We start from the raw sequence: 20010 nt of genomic DNA, 5'->3' as shown, positions 1-20010 counted from the left end.
ATATGAGAAAATACGTTCATTTCATTTAACATAAATCCTACTATTAATAATGAAATATTATTGATGATATATTAAATCCGTTTTGTTATAATGCAAAAATATCTATGCACGACGACAAAACCTGTCGTGTTAAAAATAAAAAAGGGTCAATCCTAAAAGAATTGACCCCCAAAAACATTAACTGTTTATTGATAGAATTATGATGTTTTTATTTCCAGCCTCCACCTAAACTTTTATAGATGTCGACTACTGTGCTGAGCTGCTTCTGTTTTGCTTCGATAAGCTCCATTTTAGCATCCAGCGCGTCTCTCTGGTTCAAAAGAACTTCAAGATAATCCGCTCTTGAATTACGGAACAATTGATTGGCAATATCAATAGACTGATCTAAGGCTTTGGTTTCCTGTGATTTCAATTGATAGTACTGATCTATATTTTTAACCTTTGACATTAAATTGGCAACATCCAGGTAAGCATTCAATATGGTTTTGTCATATTCATACAATGCCTGAACCTGTTTTGCATCTGCTGTCTGGAAATTAGCTTTTATCGCGCTCTTATTAATCAGCGGACCTGCCAGTTCACCTGCCAGATTGTAAGCAATGGATTCCGGCATTTTAACAAGATAGGAAGGTTTGAAAGCCTCCAGACCTAAGGTTGCAGAAATTTCCAATGAAGGATAAAATTCTTTTCTTGCCGCTTCTACATCCAGTTTTGAAGCTTTCAATTCTAATTCTGCCTGTTTGATATCAGGACGGTTTGCCAATAACTGTGAAGGAATTCCGGTATACACTGTCGGAGGAATGGTAGACATAAAGTTTTCCTTTGTTCTCACAATCGGCTGTGGATATCTTCCCAGCAAAGCATTAATTTGATTTTCCTTCTCCGTAATTTGCTGACGGATTGTATATTCTGCCGCTTTGGATTTCGCTAATTCTGCTTCAAATTTCTTCACCGCCAGTTCCGTTGCAGCAGCAGCTTCTTTCTGAATTTTGGAAATTTCCAACGCTCTCTGCTGAAGCTTGATATACTGTTGTATAATATCCAACTGGTTATCCAGAGCCAATAATTCATAATAGTTATCAGCAACTTCTTCAATAAGATTAGACAAAACAAAGTTCTTTCCTTCCACTGTAGAAAGATAGTGGGCAACTGCAGATTCTTTTTCTGTTCTGAGTTTTTTCCAGATATCAATCTCCCAGCTTGCATTTAATCCCGCTCCAAAATTTCCAAGCGGATCCGGCATTTCTTTTCCTGGTTCAATCTCAGTTGTAGCATCACCAGCTCCTTCACTGGTATAACGACCAGATTTTTTCAATCCGGCTCCTATCCCTGCAGAAACAGTAGGAGTTAATCTTCCTTTTTTAGCTAAAACACCACTTTTCGCAATTTCAATCTCCTGAAGAGTGATCAACAGCTCCTGATTATTTTTTAGAGCTGTTTCAATCAGGGTTACCAGATTGGGATCTGTAAAGAACTGTCTCCATGGAGTTGTTCCGCTATTGTTATTAGCATCCTGCTGCTCATCCTGATTAAAGTTTTGAGGAATATTTTCTTTTACCTCGTCTTTTATAACAGTTGCCATTGGCGCCTTACAGCTTGCAAGTACAAGCGATAAGGCAATGGCTGTGAATATATTTTTAGTCTTCGAATTTTCCATCATGTTCATAAGGTTCAGTTTGTTCTGTTAAAGGATTCTCTTCTTCATATCTGGCCAGTCGGGACTTATCAGCAATCGTTCCGAAGATATAATACAATCCTGGGATAATCATCAATCCGAAAATAGTTCCAATCAACATCCCTCCTGCTGCTGCAGTACCAATCGTTCTGTTACCAATGGCTCCAGGTCCTGTTGCAATTACCAATGGAATCAATCCCGCAACGAATGCAAATGATGTCATCAAAATAGGTCGGAAACGAATGGCAGCTCCTTCAATAGCAGCTTTTGCTACAGAAATACCTTCTTCTGCTTTCTTCTGTACGGCAAATTCTACAATCAACACGGCGTTTTTACCCAATAGTCCTATAAGCATAACCATTGCTACCTGCGCATAGATATTGTTTTCCAATCCTAAAAGTTTTAAACATAAAAAGGCTCCGAAAATACCCGTTGGAAGAGATAAAATTACCGGTAACGGAAGAATAAAGCTTTCATACTGAGCAGCAAGAATCAGATAAACAAATCCTAAACATACCAGGAAGATAAATACCGCTTCATTCCCACGGCTTACTTCATCTTTGGAAATACCCGCCCAGTCGATACCAAATCCTCTTGGAAGTGTTTTATCCGCAACTTCCTGAATCGCCTGAATCGCCTGTCCACTACTATATCCCGGTGCCGGAGTTCCACTCACCTCTGCAGAGTTATACATATTATGCCTTGTAATCTCGGATAATCCGTAAACTTTTTCCAATCTCATAAAGTCTGAATATGGAACCATCTGATCTTTATCGTTTTTAACGTATAATTTCAGTATATCTGTTGGTAAGGCACGATATTGAGGCCCTGCCTGAACGATTACTTTATATGGTCTGTCAAAACGGATGAAACTCGTCTCATAGTTGGAACCGATCAGTGTGGATAAATTATCCATTGCCTTTTCAATAGTCACCCCTTTTTGTTCTGCAAGATCATTATCAATCTTAAGCATATATTGTGGGAAACTGGCAGAATAGAATGTAAATGCCGACCCCAGCTCCGGACGCTTCTTCAGCTCCTTCACAAAATCGTTACTTACCTGTTCCATTTTATGATAGTCTCCACTTCCTGCTTTATCCAGCAGACGAAGTTCAAACCCTCCTGCTGCTCCATATCCTGGAACAGACGGCGGCTGGAAGAATTCAATATTAGCTCCCGGAATATTTTTGGCTTTTTCCTCGAGTTTTTCAATGATTTCTGCAGCAGATTCTTTACGTTCTTCCCAGCTTTTAAGGTTGATCAGACAGGTTCCTGAGTTGGATCCGGTACCTTCCGTCAAAATCTCATATCCTGCAAGGGATGAAACAGACTGTACTCCATCAATATCTTCAGATTCTCTCAATAATTCTCTGGCAATCTGGTTTGTTCTTTCCAATGTAGATCCCGGAGGAGTTTGAATAATTGCATAGATCATCCCCTGGTCTTCTGCCGGAATAAATCCTGAAGGCAGAGAGTTACTCAGGAAGAATGTACAGGCACAAAATGCTAATAGTAACGGCAATGTAATTGTTTTTTTTGTTACTGTTTTATTCAGCATCTTCTCATATCTTCCAGCTCCTTTCGTAAATACGTTATTGAATTTATCAAGGAAAATAGTAATTGGAGTTTTCTTTTTAGCTTTTCCGTGATTATTTTTCAAGATCAAAGCACATAATGCCGGTGTCAAAGTAAGAGCTACAATTCCTGAAAGGATAATGGATGAAGCCATTGTAATAGAGAACTGGCGATAGAATACCCCAACCGGTCCTGACATAAATGCAATTGGAATGAATACAGATGCCATTACCAATGTAATTGCGATAATTGCTCCACTGATCTCATGCATTGCTTCTTCTGTTGCTTTTAATGGAGAAAGATGTTTTTCTTCCATCTTGGCGTGTACGGCTTCAATTACTACAATCGCATCATCTACCACCACCCCGATCGCCATTACCAAGGCAAAGAGGGAAATCATATTCAGGGTAATTCCAAAGGCTGACATTACTGCGAATGTTCCTACCAATGAAACCGGAACGGCCAGTGCTGGAATCAACGTTGAACGCCAGTCTCCAAGGAATAAGAATACCACGATAGCCACCAGAACGAAAGCCTCAAATAAAGTATGAATTACTTTCTCCATGGAGGCATCCAGGAATCTTGAAACGTCATAACTGATATCGTAATGCATTCCTTTAGGGAAGTTATTCTTTTCAAGATCTTTCATCAATGCTTTTACGTTTTTGATAACGTCACTTGCATTAGATCCATAGGATTGCTTTACAGTAATTGCGGCAGAAGGCTTCCCGTTCAATGTAGAATAAATATCATACATGGAACTTCCAAATTCTATATCAGCGACATCTTTTAATCTTACCGATTCTCCATCCGGCTTTGCTTTTAAAATGATATTTCCGTAATCTTTTTCGTTGTTGAAACGACCCGAATATTTTAAAATGTATTCAAATGATTGAGAGCGCTTTCCGGAACTTTCTCCTGTTTTACCCGGAGATGCTTCCAAACTTTGCTCATTCAGAGATTCCATTACTTCATCAGCTGAAATATTATAAGCTGTTAATCTATCCGGTTTAAGCCAGATACGCATTGCATATTCACGGGTTCCCAGGATATCTGCAAAACCAACACCACTTACCCTTCTCAATTCAGACATCACGTTGATATCTGCATAGTTGAAGAGGAATTTCTGGTCAGCTTTAGGATCATCACTATACAGGTTAATGTACATCAACATGTTGGGTTCCTCACGCGTGATCTTTACCCCCTCACGTACTACAAGAGGCGGCAGCTTATTCACTACCGAAGATACACGGTTCTGAACGTTTACTGCAGCTACGTTGGGATCTGTCCCCAGATCAAATACAAGCTGAATGGAAGCTTCTCCATCATTACCTGCATCCGAGGTCATATATTTCATACCCGGAACTCCATTTAGTCCTCTTTCCAAAGGGATTACTACGGATTTAATCAACAATTCGTTGTTAGCTCCAGGATATTCTGCGGTAATATTTACTTTAGGCGGAGAAATGGACGGGAACTGAGTCACTGGAAGTTTCACCAATGACAAAATCCCTAAAAATACAATAATCAATGAGATTACTATAGACAGAACAGGTCTGCGAATGAATTTTTTAAACATACTGCTTCATTTTAGAGACCATTACTCTGCTTTTAATTTCAATGACTGAAGAACTTTCTTAGGATCCTGGAATTTTGTTTTCACCTTTTGATCATCCTTCACTTTCTGAACTCCCTCCAGAAGAATCTGATCTCCTTTTGAGATTCCTGAACCTACGATATAAAGATCCGGAAGTTCATAAGCGACTTTGATATTTCGGGATTTTGCCACTCCGTTTTTGTCAATAACAAATACATATTTCTGATCCTGAATTTCATAGGTAGCTTTCTGTGGAATAATCAAACCGTTATGAACAGGCATTGTCATCTGTATCTTTCCTGTTTCTCCGTTTCTCAGAAGTTTATCAGGATTAGGGAATTTGGCACGGAAAGCAATATTTCCGGTCTCATTATCAAATTCTCCTTCAATCGTCTGGATCTCTCCTTTTTGGGTATACATTTCTCCGTTAGCAGTAATCAGGGATACCTGGTTACTTCCTCTGTCTGCTGCGTGAGTCTGATAACTTAAATATTCAGGCTCAGAAACATTGAAATAGGTATAGATATTGGTATTATCCGATAATGATGTTAAAAGGTCTCCTTCATCCACAAGACTTCCCAGTTTCAAAGGAATTCTGTTGATAATACCAGAGAATGGTGCTTTAATATCAGTAAATGAAAGGTGGATCTGAGCCAGTTTCATTTCTGCATTCGCAGCATCCAGCTTGGCTTTCGCCATTGCTCTTTCATTTTTGGAAACGATGTTGTTTCCTGCTAATGTACTTGCATTTTTCAGTTCGATAGAAGCCTGTTCTACCTCTGCTTTTGCTTTTAATAATTCTGCCTGATAGAGTTTTGGCATAATTCGGAACAAGGTTTGTCCGGCCTGTACGTACTGACCTTCATCTACAAAGATTTTTTCCAGGAAACCTTTTTCCTGAGCTCTCACTTCAATGTTTTTTACGGATTGAATCTGGGCTACGTATTCTTTGTTGATTACGGTATCCATTACCACAGGGGATGTCACCGGATAGACGGTAACTTCTTCTTTTTCTTCTTTTTTCTTATTGCAGCCAACCGCCAACAAAAGGGCACTCAGCGCAATTCCCGAAGCAACTCTTTTTATCATAATTCTAGAGTTTATATAATCGTTAATGTTTTGATAGAAATAAAAAACGGTAATAAAAGGGGTACAATGTGATGATTACCAACATACACAACGTAAGGATTTCCCACCTGGTATCAGGCAGAAAATAAATAGAACGGAAAAATTTTAAATTCTGATGGAACGGATAAGAATAAATCTTTTGGTCGCCAAGCCCAAAACAAAGCCGTGAATATCCGGTTTGAATCTTTTATAGCTTTTTAATCCAAAAATATAGACTAATGAGAAAACTCCGGCAAAAACAATTACAGCCTGCAATACATCAGAAAGCTGGAAATCATTTTCAGTAAGCTCTAAGGTTGAGTTGTCTACATTGTCTGTCATCTGCTGAACAGAAAGTTTTTCAAAAGTCTGATTCAGGCGGTTGGCTCTTTTGGGCATATGATGAGAAGAATGACCGCTGTAGTCATTTCGAAGAGTTTTAACGTCGATTCTGCTTTCTACTACAAAGAGCAGAAAAAGACCGGTTAAAAAGTATACTACGAAGTTTCTCATTTTGAAGTTGCAAATGTACACCCAGATTATGACATTATCATCATGGATTAACAAAATTTAACTATCCTTTAAAATACCTGAATAAAAAGAACTGATAAATAGTAAATATTTCCTTTATCCAAGCACAATTTGGGAAATTCTGTATTCCATCTGTGTAATTTTTAATTTTCAAAAATCAAGCCAATTTTTACCCTTAGAAAAAATTCTAGTCAAAAATCTGTTGTGTTTTTTGACATTATAAAGTGCCGTTTGAATCAGTTTTAGAGTACTTTTATTATTGAATTAAAACAACTTAACCTAACTTTTGTCATGATTTCATTTTATTAATATTAACTTATTGCCTGTCTTTCTTTTTTGAATTACTTTTGCCGAAAATTAACACAAGTAGTTAAAAAAAATGAAAAAGAATTACCACATCTTCCTGAGAATAATACGGTTAAAACTCTCTTATTAAAGACCATTTCCCTTAATTTTCAACAACAAATATTATTTCCCGTTTCGTGAAAAATGTTTCTAAAAACAGTGAGATAAATTTACTTTAATTCATACTTTCTGTTAGTTTATGAAAATTTAACATATATTTATTAAAAATATTTGTAAATTTATAAGGCATTAACATCATTATTCATGAAACACTTTAAAATCACATCTCACTATGAAAAAATTATTAGTATCAGTCCTTTTCGGATTGACCATTATTTCCCTAACAGCGTGTAAGCATCCCGGAAAAGAAGCTGAAACCATTACCACTTCTGCGCCAGAAAATGCGGACGACATTTCCAAAAATGTGTATGTTGACAGCTATGGAGAAAAGATAGAAGTAACCATCAACAGCACCAAAAATACTGCAACTATACATTTAAACGGTAAAACTTTTGACCTTAAAAAAAGTGATGCTTTACCGGAGTATACTGCCTCTAATGAAGAGTATCAATATTCTGATATTAAGGGAAATATAACTTTCCTGAAGAAGAATGTAGATATGGTTCTATTCCACCTTAAACAAGAAAAAAAACAATCAGGACCGGCGAAAATGGCATCGTATTAGCATATTGAACACCATTCATCTTAAAAAAAATAAGTATTATGAAAAGTTTATATTATTATTTATCGGCACTTGTTATCGCTATGTTTTTAGTAGTTTCTTGTAAAACACAGAATACACAAAAAGCAACTACTGATATTACAGGAAAAACATGGAAGCTTACTGAGCTTAACGGAAAGCCGATTGATCTTAAAAACCCTAAGAACAATCCTTATTTCAAACTTGACATGAATGGTATGAGATACCAAGGACATGCAGGTTGCAACGGTTTGGGAGGAACATTCGAGATCAAACCTGAAATGATGAGAATAAAATTCAACCAGGGAATGTCTACCATGATGGCTTGCGAAGATCTGGATATTGAAAACCAGTTTACAAAAGCAATCCTTGCAGCAGATAACTATTCTGTGAATGGAAACACACTTACTTTAAACAAAGCAAGAATGGCTCCTTTAGCAAAATTTGTTCTTCAATAAAATAATTCTATCTCACTTAAATAAAAAAAGACGCCCGATTTTCAGGCGTCTTTTTTATGTGCTTTACTCTTTTTTATTGTAAATGATGTAACAAATCAGAAGGCTGATATTTACCAGAACAGCAAATGCATTTGACAAAATAATAGGTAATTCGCCTTTTTCAAAGCCATACCATACCCACAGTGAGAGCCCTGAAATAAGCACCAAAAGCATAAGCAGGGAAATATCTTCTACATTCTTCTCTCTGATCACTTTTATCAACTGTGGAATCATGGAAACAGAAGTCAGAATTCCGGCAATGATACCTAATATATTTTCATTCATACATGCTATATTTTTGGATAGATATACTAAAATATGTTAATGAAATCTATTCATAGAAACTTCTTCATGCAACGGAATACCTTCTTCAATAAAGCGGAATAAATCTCTTGTAAAATAACAGCCATTCAGAATACCACGGGCACCTAATCCGTTAAAAACATATAAACTTTTCAATGTTTCATGCCTGCCAATGATGGGTCTTCTGTCTTTTACTGTGGGACGGAAGCCAAAGTGTACTTCTACCACTTCAAAATCGTATGGGTAAAATTCTGAAAGTCCTTTGACCAATTGTTCAACTGCAGATTCGTCAATATGATGATGAAGCTGCTCTCTGTCATAGGTTCCCCCATAGAAATAAAGTCCGTTTCCGGTCGGGAATAAGAAATGTTTTTTCTTAACCGTTATGTTTTCAGGAATTGGCTGTGAAAGCTTTACTTTTACATGGTGACCTTTATTGGGATTCACCGTGATCTCTGAAAAATACGGATTATCTTTCACTCCCATTCCTTCGCAGAAAATAATATTTTTGAAGGTAAAATCTTTGTATATGGATTCGGAAGGATCCAATTTAGCATAATCAAATTTTTCTTTTACCAAATGATTGTTTTTTTCAAAATAACTGAATAAACCACTGAAAAATCCATTAACATTAAGTCTGGCAGACTGATTCACCTTTCCGGTCTGAAAGTCGTTTTTAACTATATTTAAACGATCAAAATTTTTGTCAAGAAAAGCAGATAATTCTTCATTTTCTGATTTTCTCAACCAAAGGTTCTGTTCATTCTCATTATGAAAGATTCGGTGAATGGGAGCATTGATCAGATAATTTTCTCCGGTATAAGATTCTATTTCCTTCAGACTGTCTTTAAGAAAATCTATTTGCTCCTGTGCTTTCCAGAATGTGGTAAACTTCTTTAGCACAACCGGATTGATAATTCCTGCTGAAACTTGTGAAGCACTTTTTTTCCCTTCAGAAAAAATGACAAAGGACTTGTTGTTTTTAATTAGCTGATGAGCCATAAATAGCCCTGCGTATCCATCTCCTACAATAATATAATCTACATTTTTCATATGAGAAATTTCATTTATTTAAAGGTCACATGTAATCGCCTACATTATTGATTATGATTATTGATTAGTAATAAACAAAGGGCGATTTCATAATAAAAAAAACCTGAGTAAAAATACTCAGGTTTTCTATAAATATCAAGTGAAATTTAGTAATTCCACATATCATTTTCCATGTCAAGAATCTGTGCTTTGATTCTATCGCTTTCTTCCAGCTGCTCATCAGCATTTTTAGGAATATAGTCCTTAATAGTACCATCACCTAAACCAGCTGAAGACTTATAAATGATAGAAGAGAATCTTCTTGCATTGATAACATCATCGAAAGATAAGTCAGCAGACGAATTTTTTCTGTTGAAGACAAAATTGTTTGCTAAAACATCACGAGCACTTGGATAATAGATCCAGAACAGGTCAATAAGCTCATCGTTACCAGCAATAGGCTTACCATCTGGACCGATAACTCCCTGTACTGCAGGATCTGGTCCCATTGCAGCGATACCAAGAGGTCTATATTTCATTTGCCCGTCTCTCTTATCGATAAACCACATACCCATGATTTTAAGAACTTTTACTTTATCAGTAGTGGTCTTAAATACGTCAGTATATTGTTTCTTTTCTGCTTCCGTAAGCTGTCTTCCAGAGTTTAAGATATCAATAGCAGCATCATTGATGATTACTTTTTCTAATCTTTTTTGAATTCCTTCCGGAGAAAGTTTTACCGTAAAGTTTTCATCATCATATACCTGCTCAATCTTTCCTGTTAAAGCTGCATCCAGCAATAATTGGTATAAAGATCTTGTTGGAGTAGAAAGAAGACTATTTTCATTATCATAGTAGAATGGCTGGTTGATCTTATCATTCATATCAATGATCTCCCATACAAACATACTTTTAAGGATATCCTTGTCTTCTACAAAACCATACTCAAGAGGCTTTACTGTTTTATCTACAATAGTATCACCAACTTTTTGTTTATTTTCCGCTCTCATCTGTCTGAACTCTTCCGGAGAAGCTGCGTTCAGAATAGTCTGGGAAAAAGCAAATCCCGAAACTAATACTAAAAGGGTGCTAATATATTTTTTCATAATAAATTACAATTTTAGTCCTATGGAATGTTAATAATTATAGGAGTAATGTTTTTAATAACCTGTCCATCTAAACCTTGAGCAGTAACTTTGATATCAAAGATAGAAACTACATCTCCGGATCTAAGATTCTTCACTAGTCCAGCAGCATCATTCAATGAATTTCCGTGAACTAACAGCGCTGCTCTACCTGGTACTCTCACCATAAACTGCGTTACAGTAAATGAAACCGGGAAGTCGAAGTCAGGAATTGCAGCCTGTACCGTTTGGTTCTGGATAGAAGTTGCCGGCATAGATACGATACTGCTTCCTCTGATCTGCCCTTGTGGTGGTGGTACATTTTTAATTCTGTATTCAAATACCTGAGATACTGTTTTTCCGTAAGGGTCTGTCCCTGACAACGTTAACTTAACCGTATTACCCGAAGTTGGTTTTATACTCCATTTTCCTGGGCCTGTACTTTTCACAGATGCACCCGGAGCAGATAATGAAAGTTTAGAATTGTCAGCACCTAAGATTGATCCTGAAACAGGGTTCTCAAGTCCTCTATACATTACATTCATTTTGTCTGCAGAAAGTAATAATCCTTTTTCAAGTTTTACTTCTCTAGGTCCTGCGATTACATTATAAGTATGTGTCCATGGGTAACTTTGTGGCTTACCTGAAGCATCTGTTAATGTAATTGTACCTCCTAATTTATGTTCACCAATTCCAGAACCTGAAATAGATGTAATACCTTTACCATTTTCTACTCTGCCTACACCAGAGATACTAATCTTGTTACTTGTAGAATAAGTACCTAACATTACTTTTACTTCAGCCTGTTTTCCTGCCTGGATATCAACCGGGCCTGAAACAATAGGCTCATAGCTTGAAAATTTGATACTAGCATCTACTTTTTCTTGCAGCAACATTGCCAATGCATCAGACTGTACGTTTCTGGCATCATTTTGGATAATCTCTAAATTGGAGATTGCACCAATCAAAGGCTGATGATAGAATTTATTCTGAAACCAGGTCTTATCATTTGGAGATTTTCCTTTTGGATATTCAGCTATAAGAGATGCATTAGCTCTATTCACTAAATCTTGCAATTGATGATTTTGTCCGAAAGTAGTATTGATATAATTTCTTATAGCATCAATCTTAGCCTTTAACTCATTTGCTCCTTTTGAAAGAGTATTTTCTTCTCCATCCTTAAAGAAATATTGTGTTGCCCCTTCATTATTATTAAGTGAAGAAAAATTCTCACTAACATCAATCGGCTTACCAGTTGCTGGATCGTTTTCTATAAATTCAGCCTCTTTCTTCAGCTTTCCTTTGATTTGTTCTGCATGAGAAACCAAATCATCGATTTTTTGCTTTAATACCTTATATTGCTCCCAAGGCTGCGCATAAGTATCCGGTACCTGTTGTGCCTTAGCTTCTAATGTTTTTTCAAATATATCACTGTTTTTAGCTTCAGTAAGCATACGTGTTGCTTTTAAAGAAACTGTAGAGTCATAGTATGATCTGATGATTTCTGCATCAATATTTAGGGCCATCATCGCGATGAACACCAAATACATCAGGTTGATCATCTTCTGACGAGGGGTCTGTTTTCCTTGTGCCATTCTCTTTTCTTTGTTTTTTGATTAAGTAGTTAAATTTAGAAATGGTTAGGAATTAAGATTTCATAGCAGTTAGCATACCACCATAAACTCTATTTAAGTTATTAAGATTAGATGTTAAACCTTGTAGCTCTTGATTGAATTTCTCAGAATGCTCTGCAGATTTCTGCATGTCTGCTACATATTTGTTAGCAAATTCTGATTGTTTTTTACCGCTTTCCAATTGCATTGCATAAAGAGCATTCATGCTTTCCATATGCTGAGCAGCTTTGTTTAATTGGTCATTATATTTATGAGTAGAAGCAGATACATCAACAGTTTGATTGATCTGATCAACAGAGTTTGAGAATTTATCAATTCCTGTTCTTAGTCTTTCAAATAATTGAACATCTAATCTAGCATCTTCAAGCATTTTGTCCAATTTGGTTGAAAGAGAATTCTCTAATTCAGCAAATTGAGCTGCAGCATTATTATTTCTGGAAGAAACATTAGAGTGTAATGGATTTGGGTTAGCATGTTTATCTAATAACTCAGGATAAACATTTTCCCAAGCATACGACTCTTCTGATTTTGGAGGGTCAAATGCAAAAATGATAAAGATAATCGCCTCAGTGATAAGTCCCACGGTAAGGGCAACATTACCATTAATTGGTCCATAGGAAATGTGAGTAATTTTAAGCCAAGCTCCAAGAATTACAATTGCAGCACCGAATGAATAAAAGAAATTCATCCAAGCATCTTTAGTCTTAAACATATTGAGTTAGTTTTTTTAATGTTAAATAAAATTGTTATTGAAAAATTGTCTGATTAATTTCTGTTAACTCTTCTTGGTTTAACAGCTGCTTCAGGAATATCCTGTACAGTTCTGAATCCGATATAGCTTCTTGCGGAATCTTTTCTTTCCCAATCTCTAGCACCTGTCATTAGTGCATATCCTATATCTTTCCAAGATCCTCCTCTTACAGATTTCTTCGTATCCTTTTTGTCTTTAGTAGAAGGATTTAATGTAGAAGAGAATCCAGATGAAGAATTGTTAAACGAAGATAATGTCCACTCAGAAACGTTTCCAGCCATATCAAATAACCCAAACCCATTTTTCTTAAATTTCTTAACTGGAGCTGTATATGTATAAGTACCTTTTTTCTCGTCTTCCATGTAGTTACCTCTCTTCGGTTTGAAGTTAGCAAGGTAACAACCTCTGTCATCCATTAAATATGGGCCTCCCCAAGGGTAAGTAGCATTTTGCATACCTCCTCTTGCAGCATATTCCCATTCAGTCTCAGTTGGAAGACGGAACTCTAATGGTCTTTGTTTTTTTCTTTTTAAACTTTCGTTGTAATCAGTTTTCAATTTAGATCTGAAGTTACAATAAGCTCTTGCCTGATCCCAGGTTACTCCAACTACAGGATAGTCTTTGTAAGCTTTGTGCCAGAAATATTGTTCAAATAATGGCTCATTGTAAGCAAAGTGGAAATCTTTTACCCAAACTGTAGTATCAGGATAGATCGCGATACTTTCGCTTTTCAGGTAATTAGCTCCTCTTTCGTTATCTGCAACAGCAGCGTCCATATCTCCCCAACGGTAAGTATATTTCAGCTTACTTACATCTAAAATTCTTTCGTTTCCAATTCTTGAAGAAGAAGGCAGATACATAGATTCTAAAACCTCTGCGTATTCTACATCCGGGTATTTTGTTGTACTCCAGTGTAAAGGAATTTTCCAATCTAACCTTTTGCTAGCATCATATCCTCCATCTTCGCGGCCTCCCTGGCCTTCCATATATTCTTGATAAGGTGTTAAATTTTCTTCTTTTTTAGCAAGATATGCGTAATCTCCTATTGCTGCTCCTTTACGTCCGCCTTCATCACCACCTTCTCCGGCAGCTTCAGCAAGTAAAGTTCTCGCAATAGAGTCTCTTACATAATTGATAAATACTCTGTACTCCGAGTTGGTAGTTTCTGCTTCATCCATGAAGAAAGAAGAAACAGTAACAGTCTTCAATGCTGCTTTTTCAGGAGTATTTGTTGGATCCTGGTCTGCTAAACCAGCAACAAATGAACCTGCAGGAATTGCGACCATTCCGTATGGTCTTTCCGCAACAAATGATTTAGTTTTTTCTCTTGGTATCAATTCTCCTTTTGTTCCTGGCTTCCCTACAGAAGAGCTGCCACCACCTGAACAAGATACCGATGCTACCGACGCAGACAATAATAAAAGAAATATCCTTTTCATGTTAATTTTTATAATTAAGCCGTAAATATATAATTTTTTTAAGAAACTTTTAAGATTTTTTTTGAAATAACGGAAGAAATCTAAATTTATTTTATTTACAACAACTTTTTATTCCACGGTTACAGATTTTGCAAGGTTTCTCGGTTGATCTACGTTGGCTCCTCTATATACTGCAATATAATAAGCAAGCAGTTGCAGAGGTACGGAAGCAACGATTGGTGAGAAACATTCTGAAGTTTCAGGGATTTCAATAACATAATCTGCCATTGCACTCACCTGACGGTCTCCTTTATTCACTACAGCGATAATTTTTCCTTTTCTCGCTTTAATTTCCTGAACATTACTTACAATTTTATCATAGTGACCTTTTTTAGGTGCTATAATTACAATTGGCATGTTTTCATCGATCAGGGCAATAGGACCGTGCTTCATTTCTGCAGCCGGGTATCCTTCTGCATGGATGTAAGAAATTTCTTTTAATTTTAATGCTCCCTCAAGGGCAGCTGGATAATTATACCCTCTTCCTAAATAAAGGAAGTTTGTAGCTTTCACAAAATCTTTTGCAATATTCTGCGTCAGCTCATGGGTTGTATTCAACACTTCTTCAATTTTCTTAGGAATAGCATCAAGCTCAGCAATTAAGCTCATAAATTCAGCGTTTCCTAAGTTCCCGTTGTGTTTTCCTAATTTAAATGCAATTAAAGTAAGGATGGTAAGCTGTGCCGTAAATGCTTTTGTAGAAGCAACCCCGATTTCAGGACCGGCATGTGTATATGAACCTGCATCTGTAATTCTTGCAATTGAAGAATCTACAACATTACATATACCATATATAAATGCACCTTTTTCTTTTGCCAGTTTTAAGGCAGCCATCGTATCAGCAGTTTCTCCGGACTGAGAAATAGCAATCACTACATCTTTATCGGTAATAATTGGGTTTCTATATCTGAATTCTGATGCGTATTCTACTTCAACAGGGATTCTTGCATATTCTTCTATAAGATATTCTCCGATAAGACCTGCATGCCATGAAGTACCACAAGCAATGATAATGATTCTGTTGGCATTTTTGAATCTTTCCACATGATCCCAAATTCCGGCCATTTTGATCACTCCTTCATCTACAAGAAGCCTACCTCTCATCGTATCATGTACAGATTTAGGCTGTTCAAAGATTTCTTTAAGCATGAAATGCTCATATCCACCTTTTTCTATCTGCTCAAGACTAAGTTTAAGTTCTTGAATTTCAGGCTCAATTTTAGAGTTATCATTGATGGTTCTGATATCTACTCCACCTTCAAGAGAGATGGTAGCCATATGTCCTTCTTCAAGATAAATAGCTTCTTTTGTAAACTCTACGAAAGGAGAAGCATCAGATGCAATAAAATATTCTTTATCACCGATTCCGATTGCTAAAGGAGAACCCAGTCTTCCTACTACCAATACTCCGGGATAATCTTCATGAAGTACAGTGATGGCATATGCCCCATATACCTCATTCAATGCATATCTTACTGCAGTCGGGAAATCGGTTTCAGATTTAAGATCCATAAAATACTGAACAAGATTTACCAATACTTCAGTATCTGTTTCTGATTTGAAAGTAAATCCTTTTTCAGTAAGCATTGTTTTAATAGTATCATAGTTTTCGATGATACCATTGTGTACAATTGCTATTTTTCCATTATTTGACAAATGCGGGTGAGAGTTTCTGTCACTTGGAACTCCATGGGTAGCCCAACGTGTGTGGCCCATTCCAATTTTAGATGTTCCTTTTAATTCTTTCGAAATATTCACCAAATCCTCAACTTTACCTTTTGTTTTTTCTACTTCAAGCTTATTGTCTGAACCTTCTAAAACAATTCCGGCACTGTCATACCCTCTATATTCCAATCTTCTAAGACCGTTGATTACAATTTCGTAAGCGTCTTGAAAACCTGTATATCCTACTATTCCACACATATTATTTTGTCTAGTGTTTTTTTATTGTATTTATTTTTTTGTAGCGTAAACCACTTTAAGCTGAACTCTGTTTGCGTTTGTTTTGTCTAATGAACCTGTAAGAATCATTCTATTCATATCAAATGCTCTTGTTGTATTACGAACTCCTAAAAGTTTTCCTGTAGCATCTGCAGCAAATGTTCCAGCATTGATCCATAATGGCTTATTAGTTATTGGCTGATCATTTCCACTCGCGTCCTTTTCTGTTTTCCCTTCAACAAGATCTTTAAGAGTTTTTGTTACTACAAAATCGTAGTACCCCTTACTTTCATTGTAGCTATATAACCCAAGACCAGCTAATAAGTCTGATGAATAAGCTAATTTTGAGAAATCAAGAGTTCCATCAGCCTTCATTGGATTCACTGTAAACCTGCGATCTTCTGTTGAATTGGTATTTTTCCAGCTTGCCGGATCCAGATATACTCTGATCTTAGCACTTAAAATACCTATCTTATCTTTTGTATAAATATCTCTAAGAGCAGCAATCGTTTCATCCTTAATTTTCACAACTGCAGAAGGACCTCCCATACCCTGAACGTAAAGTTTTGCATCTCCATCATTGGTATTAATTGATGCCAATGCATTTGCAGAAGGAGTTCCACTTCTGTTGAATTCATATTGTCCAATGTGAGCATTAAGACCTCCTACATTGAAGACAAGGTTTGTTTGTGGTCTTGTAGTTGTTCCGTTATCTACTTTATCATATTTATAATACATGATAAGCTGCAAATCATTAGGAGAGAACTGATAAAGATATTTATCAGTTTCATCCACGGAAATTCTGATTCCTTTAAAATATCTGATAAAGTTGGAAGCATCCTGAAGTTCAGGCTTTCCTTTTTTATCAAGAATATGAGTTTGGAAAAAGTCTGTATTGCTCAGCTTCAGTCTGTATCCAAGGTTTCCTGTGAATACAACCGAGTTATCAGATTTTTTAGTAATAGAGATTGCGCTTACGTTACCATCAAATACTCCTGAACCTAGCAGCTCACCAGTACTTACAGTCTTATTGGAACGCTTGAAACTATCATCATTTGAATCCAGGAATGTAGTAATCTCATGTACATTGATTTTCATTGATTTTGAAGCGCCTCCTATTTTACCGTATTTACGAACAGGATACGTTTTCTTCTCAATAGAAACTTCTGTAGCGACACCATCTACAGGAAAATCAGTTTTCGCATACGTATTGGTTTTTAATGAATCACCTTCAAAGTAATAAGTATTGGAAATTGTATTGGCTGGTGGTCTTACCACAAGAACTACAGAGTCTACTTTTGGGTTTGCACCATTAAAATCGAAATTATCCACAGGCATTCTTAGCTGGGTAAGATAAGAAGCTCTCTGCATTCCGAACTGACCTTCTGTGAAAGCCCCAAGAACACCTACCGTTAAGGCACCACCGCTTTCATTCAATCCATTGATCAATCTGGCAGCATCACTTCTGATAGAGTCATTATTATTATAATTGTATGCAACAACATCATATGATATTTCATTACCTTGTGCTGCGTCATTATTAAACAACTGCTCGCCAAGAGAATCCGGATCAGGTTCACAGTTATAAAGGATTGTACTTCCGAAAATCGCCAATAAAAGCATGGCGAAGGTCCTTTTAAGAGTATGAGTCATTAAAAATGTGTTTTTAATAAAGTTGATTAATAGAATCTACGTCAAGATATTCCGATTTTTCGGTGGTTGTTTCGTTGAAAGCCTTATCCAGGTCTTCATCCAGAAACTCGTCACCTTTTACAACGGCATTTACATAGTTCATACTTTCGATAACAAAACTTTTAATTGTTGGTTTATCTAACGCTTTTAATCCTGAAATATTATCAAACTGTAGTTTTTCGTCGATCTTTTTATCCAGATCAGCATCTTTCTCATTGTACAGAGAAAGAACAATTTTCGCGTCTTTGAAATAAGTATCTGATTCGTAGTAAGTTTTAAGGTAAATTGGAACAAAAGAAGACATCCATCCGTTCAAATGAATAACATCTGGTACCCAGTTTAGCTTCTTGATGGTTTCAATAACCCCTCTGGCAAAGAAAATAGCTCTTTCATCGTTGTCTTCGAAAGGATTTCCTTCATCGTCGAAATAGTATTGTTTTCTTTTGAAGTATTCTTCATTGTCAATAAAGTAAACCTGAAGTCTTTCCCCCGGAAGAGACGCTACTTTAATGATTAGAGGCTGATCCAGATCATTGATAATGATATTCATCCCTGAAAGACGGATTACTTCATGAAGCTGGAACTTTCTCTCACTTATTTGTCCAAATCTTGGCATAAAAACTCTTACATCATTGCCTTCTTGGTGCATCTTAAGTGCCATTTTGTTTACCACTGCAGCCATATTCGTGTCTTCTTGATATGGATACATCTCTGTAGTAATGTACAGTATTTTTTGATTCGGCATAAACTTTCTATCTAATTTTTGTAAAAATGCTTTAATGTGCAAAATTACAAAAAAACATCCAACATTATTTTAATTAACATTTTTTTACGAAAATTCCCTCTCCCAAATTATTAAAAGTACATATTATTATGCGATATTTTTAGTATTTTTGAAATAGTATTAAAATAAACTATGGAAGTTATAAAAAACAGGAAAGTCCTTCAGGATTTCATTGAAAGACAGAAAGAAATGGGAAAAAGAATTGGCTTTGCTCCTACCATGGGGGCTTTGCACAAAGGCCATCTTTCTCTGTATGAAGAAGCAAGAAAAGAAAATGACCTTGTTATTTCTTCAATTTTTGTAAATCCAACCCAGTTCAATAATCCTGAAGATCTTGAAAAATACCCAAGAGATATTAACAGAGACATCCTTATTCTTCAGAATTCAGGGCTTGTGGATGCTGTTTATATTCCTGAGGTAGCAGATATTTACCCTGAGAAAACCGAAAGCCAGCATTATGATTTTGACGGATTGGAAAATGAGATGGAAGGAAAATCAAGACCGGGGCATTTTGATGGTGTAGGAACAGTTGTAGAAGAGCTATTCAGACAGGTACAGCCTGACAGTGCTTATTTTGGAGAAAAAGATTTCCAGCAGCTTGCTATTATAAAAAAAATGGTAGAGAAAAAGCATCTTCCTGTTAAAATAACCGGAGTTCCTATTTACAGAGCAGAAAACGGACTTGCATTAAGTTCTAGAAACCAAAGACTGCATGAAGACAGGAAAGAAGCTTCAAAACTTATTTACGAAACCCTAAATAAAGTGAATGACTGGTTCAGAACAGTTACCATACCTGAAATAAAAGAAAGAGTAACTGATATTTTTGATGACCAGCAGGGCATGAAGCTTGAATACTTTCTGATTGCTGATGAAAACACATTACAGGAAACGGATTTCTTCTATAAAGACAGAAATTTCAGAGCGTTTATTGTGGTAGTAGTGGATGGAGTGAGATTAATCGATAATATGCATCTGGATTAATACAATATACTTTACAAAATAAAAAAACTCTGACGGCTGTAGTCAGAGTTTTTTTATTCTATTATAATTATTGTTACTTATATCATTTCAGACTTCATACAAAAATCAAAGGCCTCCTGAGGGAAGCCTTTGAAACACCAAATCACAAAATATTAATATGAAAAAAATTTACTTTTCAGTAAACTTGTGACCCGGCTGGGATTCGAACCCAGGACCCATACATTAAAAGTGTATTGCTCTACCAGCTGAGCTACCGAGTCGGC

16 protein-coding genes and 1 tRNA gene are annotated in these 20010 nt (G+C 36.2%); 3 read left to right on the top strand and 14 right to left on the bottom strand.

Annotation, left to right across the window (positions count from 1 at the left end; all coding sequences use genetic code 11):
* Window positions 1–208: 208 nt before the first annotated feature.
* The 4 genes from CQ046_RS22355 to CQ046_RS22340 all read right to left on the bottom strand — a co-directional run bounded on the left by CQ046_RS22355 (window position 209) and on the right by CQ046_RS22340 (window position 6467).
* Window positions 209–1666 carry a TolC family protein gene (locus CQ046_RS22355; RefSeq protein ID WP_105704385.1) on the bottom strand — a complete coding sequence of 486 codons (1458 nt, stop codon included), beginning with the start codon at window positions 1664–1666 and terminating at the stop codon, window positions 209–211.
* Entirely contained in the window at window positions 1638–4829 is a 3192-nt protein-coding gene (locus CQ046_RS22350) for an efflux RND transporter permease subunit (RefSeq protein ID WP_105704384.1), read from the bottom strand. Before CQ046_RS22350 ends, CQ046_RS22355 begins: the two co-directional genes overlap by 29 nt.
* 21 nt (window positions 4830–4850) lie before the next feature.
* A complete protein-coding gene (locus tag CQ046_RS22345; protein WP_105704390.1) occupies window positions 4851–5933 on the bottom strand; it encodes an efflux RND transporter periplasmic adaptor subunit in 1083 nt (360 codons plus the stop codon).
* A 147-nt stretch (window positions 5934–6080) separates the two neighbouring features.
* A complete protein-coding gene (locus tag CQ046_RS22340) occupies window positions 6081–6467 on the bottom strand; it encodes a hypothetical protein (RefSeq protein ID WP_105704383.1) in 387 nt (128 codons plus the stop codon).
* A 655-nt stretch (window positions 6468–7122) separates the two neighbouring features.
* On the opposite strand from CQ046_RS22340, the gene CQ046_RS22335 reads away from it, so the two are divergent.
* Entirely contained in the window at window positions 7123–7515 is a 393-nt protein-coding gene (locus CQ046_RS22335; RefSeq protein WP_105704382.1) for a multicopper oxidase domain-containing protein, read from the top strand.
* 38 nt (window positions 7516–7553) lie between these two features.
* Complete coding sequence (locus CQ046_RS22330) at window positions 7554–7988, top strand: META domain-containing protein (RefSeq protein ID WP_105704381.1); 435 nt, start codon at window positions 7554–7556, stop codon at window positions 7986–7988.
* Between the two features lie 63 nt (window positions 7989–8051).
* On the opposite strand, the gene CQ046_RS22325 is transcribed toward CQ046_RS22330, so the two are convergent.
* The 9 genes from CQ046_RS22325 to CQ046_RS22285 form a co-directional block, all read right to left on the bottom strand.
* Window positions 8052–8312: a SemiSWEET transporter gene (locus tag CQ046_RS22325; protein WP_105704380.1), complete on the bottom strand. Its 261-nt coding sequence runs from the start codon at window positions 8310–8312 to the stop codon at window positions 8052–8054.
* 36 nt (window positions 8313–8348) lie between these two features.
* Entirely contained in the window at window positions 8349–9383 is a 1035-nt protein-coding gene (locus CQ046_RS22320) for an NAD(P)/FAD-dependent oxidoreductase (RefSeq protein ID WP_105704379.1), read from the bottom strand.
* 146 nt (window positions 9384–9529) lie between these two features.
* Window positions 9530–10468, bottom strand: coding sequence for a gliding motility protein GldN (gene gldN, locus CQ046_RS22315; RefSeq protein ID WP_105704378.1), 939 nt, complete (start codon window positions 10466–10468; stop codon window positions 9530–9532).
* A 20-nt stretch (window positions 10469–10488) separates the two neighbouring features.
* A complete protein-coding gene (locus CQ046_RS22310) occupies window positions 10489–12081 on the bottom strand; it encodes a GldM family protein (protein WP_105704377.1) in 1593 nt (530 codons plus the stop codon).
* 52 nt (window positions 12082–12133) lie between these two features.
* Window positions 12134–12832: a gliding motility protein GldL gene (gldL, locus tag CQ046_RS22305; protein WP_105704376.1), complete on the bottom strand. Its 699-nt coding sequence runs from the start codon at window positions 12830–12832 to the stop codon at window positions 12134–12136.
* A gap of 53 nt (window positions 12833–12885) precedes the next feature.
* Window positions 12886–14310: a gliding motility lipoprotein GldK gene (gene gldK / locus CQ046_RS22300; protein WP_105704375.1), complete on the bottom strand. Its 1425-nt coding sequence runs from the start codon at window positions 14308–14310 to the stop codon at window positions 12886–12888.
* A gap of 108 nt (window positions 14311–14418) precedes the next feature.
* Window positions 14419–16272 (bottom strand): glutamine--fructose-6-phosphate transaminase (isomerizing), encoded by a 1854-nt coding sequence (glmS, locus tag CQ046_RS22295; RefSeq protein WP_105704374.1) that lies wholly within the window; start codon window positions 16270–16272, stop codon window positions 14419–14421.
* A gap of 30 nt (window positions 16273–16302) precedes the next feature.
* Window positions 16303–17943 carry a DUF4270 family protein gene (locus tag CQ046_RS22290; protein WP_105704373.1) on the bottom strand — a complete coding sequence of 547 codons (1641 nt, stop codon included), beginning with the start codon at window positions 17941–17943 and terminating at the stop codon, window positions 16303–16305.
* Between the two features lie 13 nt (window positions 17944–17956).
* Entirely contained in the window at window positions 17957–18727 is a 771-nt protein-coding gene (locus tag CQ046_RS22285) for a glycogen/starch synthase (protein ID WP_105704372.1), read from the bottom strand.
* A 171-nt stretch (window positions 18728–18898) separates the two neighbouring features.
* Between CQ046_RS22285 and panC the strand changes: the two genes are divergently transcribed.
* On the top strand, window positions 18899–19747 hold the full coding sequence (gene panC / locus CQ046_RS22280) for a pantoate--beta-alanine ligase (protein WP_105704371.1): 849 nt from the start codon (window positions 18899–18901) through the stop codon (window positions 19745–19747).
* A 187-nt stretch (window positions 19748–19934) separates the two neighbouring features.
* Here the strand turns inward: panC and CQ046_RS22275 are convergent.
* A tRNA-Lys gene (locus CQ046_RS22275) sits at window positions 19935–20007 on the bottom strand.
* Between the last annotated feature and the right edge of the window lie 3 nt (window positions 20008–20010).

Source organism: Chryseobacterium sp. MYb7 (assembly GCF_002979455.1).
Taxonomy (GTDB): domain Bacteria; phylum Bacteroidota; class Bacteroidia; order Flavobacteriales; family Weeksellaceae; genus Chryseobacterium.
The sequence above is the reverse complement of the archived record's forward strand: the minus strand, read 5'-3'. Positions and strand labels throughout refer to the sequence as shown.

Coding starts and splice junctions, on each gene's coding strand:
- CQ046_RS22355 (WP_105704385.1), bottom strand. CDS start 1,666: ATGAACATGATGGAAAATTCGAAGACTAAAAATATATTCACAGCCATT.
- CQ046_RS22350 (WP_105704384.1), bottom strand. CDS start 4,829: ATGTTTAAAAAATTCATTCGCAGACCTGTTCTGTCTATAGTAATCTCA.
- CQ046_RS22340 (WP_105704383.1), bottom strand. CDS start 6,467: ATGAGAAACTTCGTAGTATACTTTTTAACCGGTCTTTTTCTGCTCTTT.
- CQ046_RS22335 (WP_105704382.1), top strand. CDS start 7,123: ATGAAAAAATTATTAGTATCAGTCCTTTTCGGATTGACCATTATTTCC.
- CQ046_RS22330 (WP_105704381.1), top strand. CDS start 7,554: ATGAAAAGTTTATATTATTATTTATCGGCACTTGTTATCGCTATGTTT.
- CQ046_RS22325 (WP_105704380.1), bottom strand. CDS start 8,312: ATGAATGAAAATATATTAGGTATCATTGCCGGAATTCTGACTTCTGTT.
- CQ046_RS22320 (WP_105704379.1), bottom strand. CDS start 9,383: ATGAAAAATGTAGATTATATTATTGTAGGAGATGGATACGCAGGGCTA.
- gldN (WP_105704378.1), bottom strand. CDS start 10,468: ATGAAAAAATATATTAGCACCCTTTTAGTATTAGTTTCGGGATTTGCT.
- CQ046_RS22310 (WP_105704377.1), bottom strand. CDS start 12,081: ATGGCACAAGGAAAACAGACCCCTCGTCAGAAGATGATCAACCTGATG.
- gldL (WP_105704376.1), bottom strand. CDS start 12,832: ATGTTTAAGACTAAAGATGCTTGGATGAATTTCTTTTATTCATTCGGT.
- gldK (WP_105704375.1), bottom strand. CDS start 14,310: ATGAAAAGGATATTTCTTTTATTATTGTCTGCGTCGGTAGCATCGGTA.
- glmS (WP_105704374.1), bottom strand. CDS start 16,272: ATGTGTGGAATAGTAGGATATACAGGTTTTCAAGACGCTTACGAAATT.
- CQ046_RS22290 (WP_105704373.1), bottom strand. CDS start 17,943: ATGACTCATACTCTTAAAAGGACCTTCGCCATGCTTTTATTGGCGATT.
- CQ046_RS22285 (WP_105704372.1), bottom strand. CDS start 18,727: ATGCCGAATCAAAAAATACTGTACATTACTACAGAGATGTATCCATAT.
- panC (WP_105704371.1), top strand. CDS start 18,899: ATGGAAGTTATAAAAAACAGGAAAGTCCTTCAGGATTTCATTGAAAGA.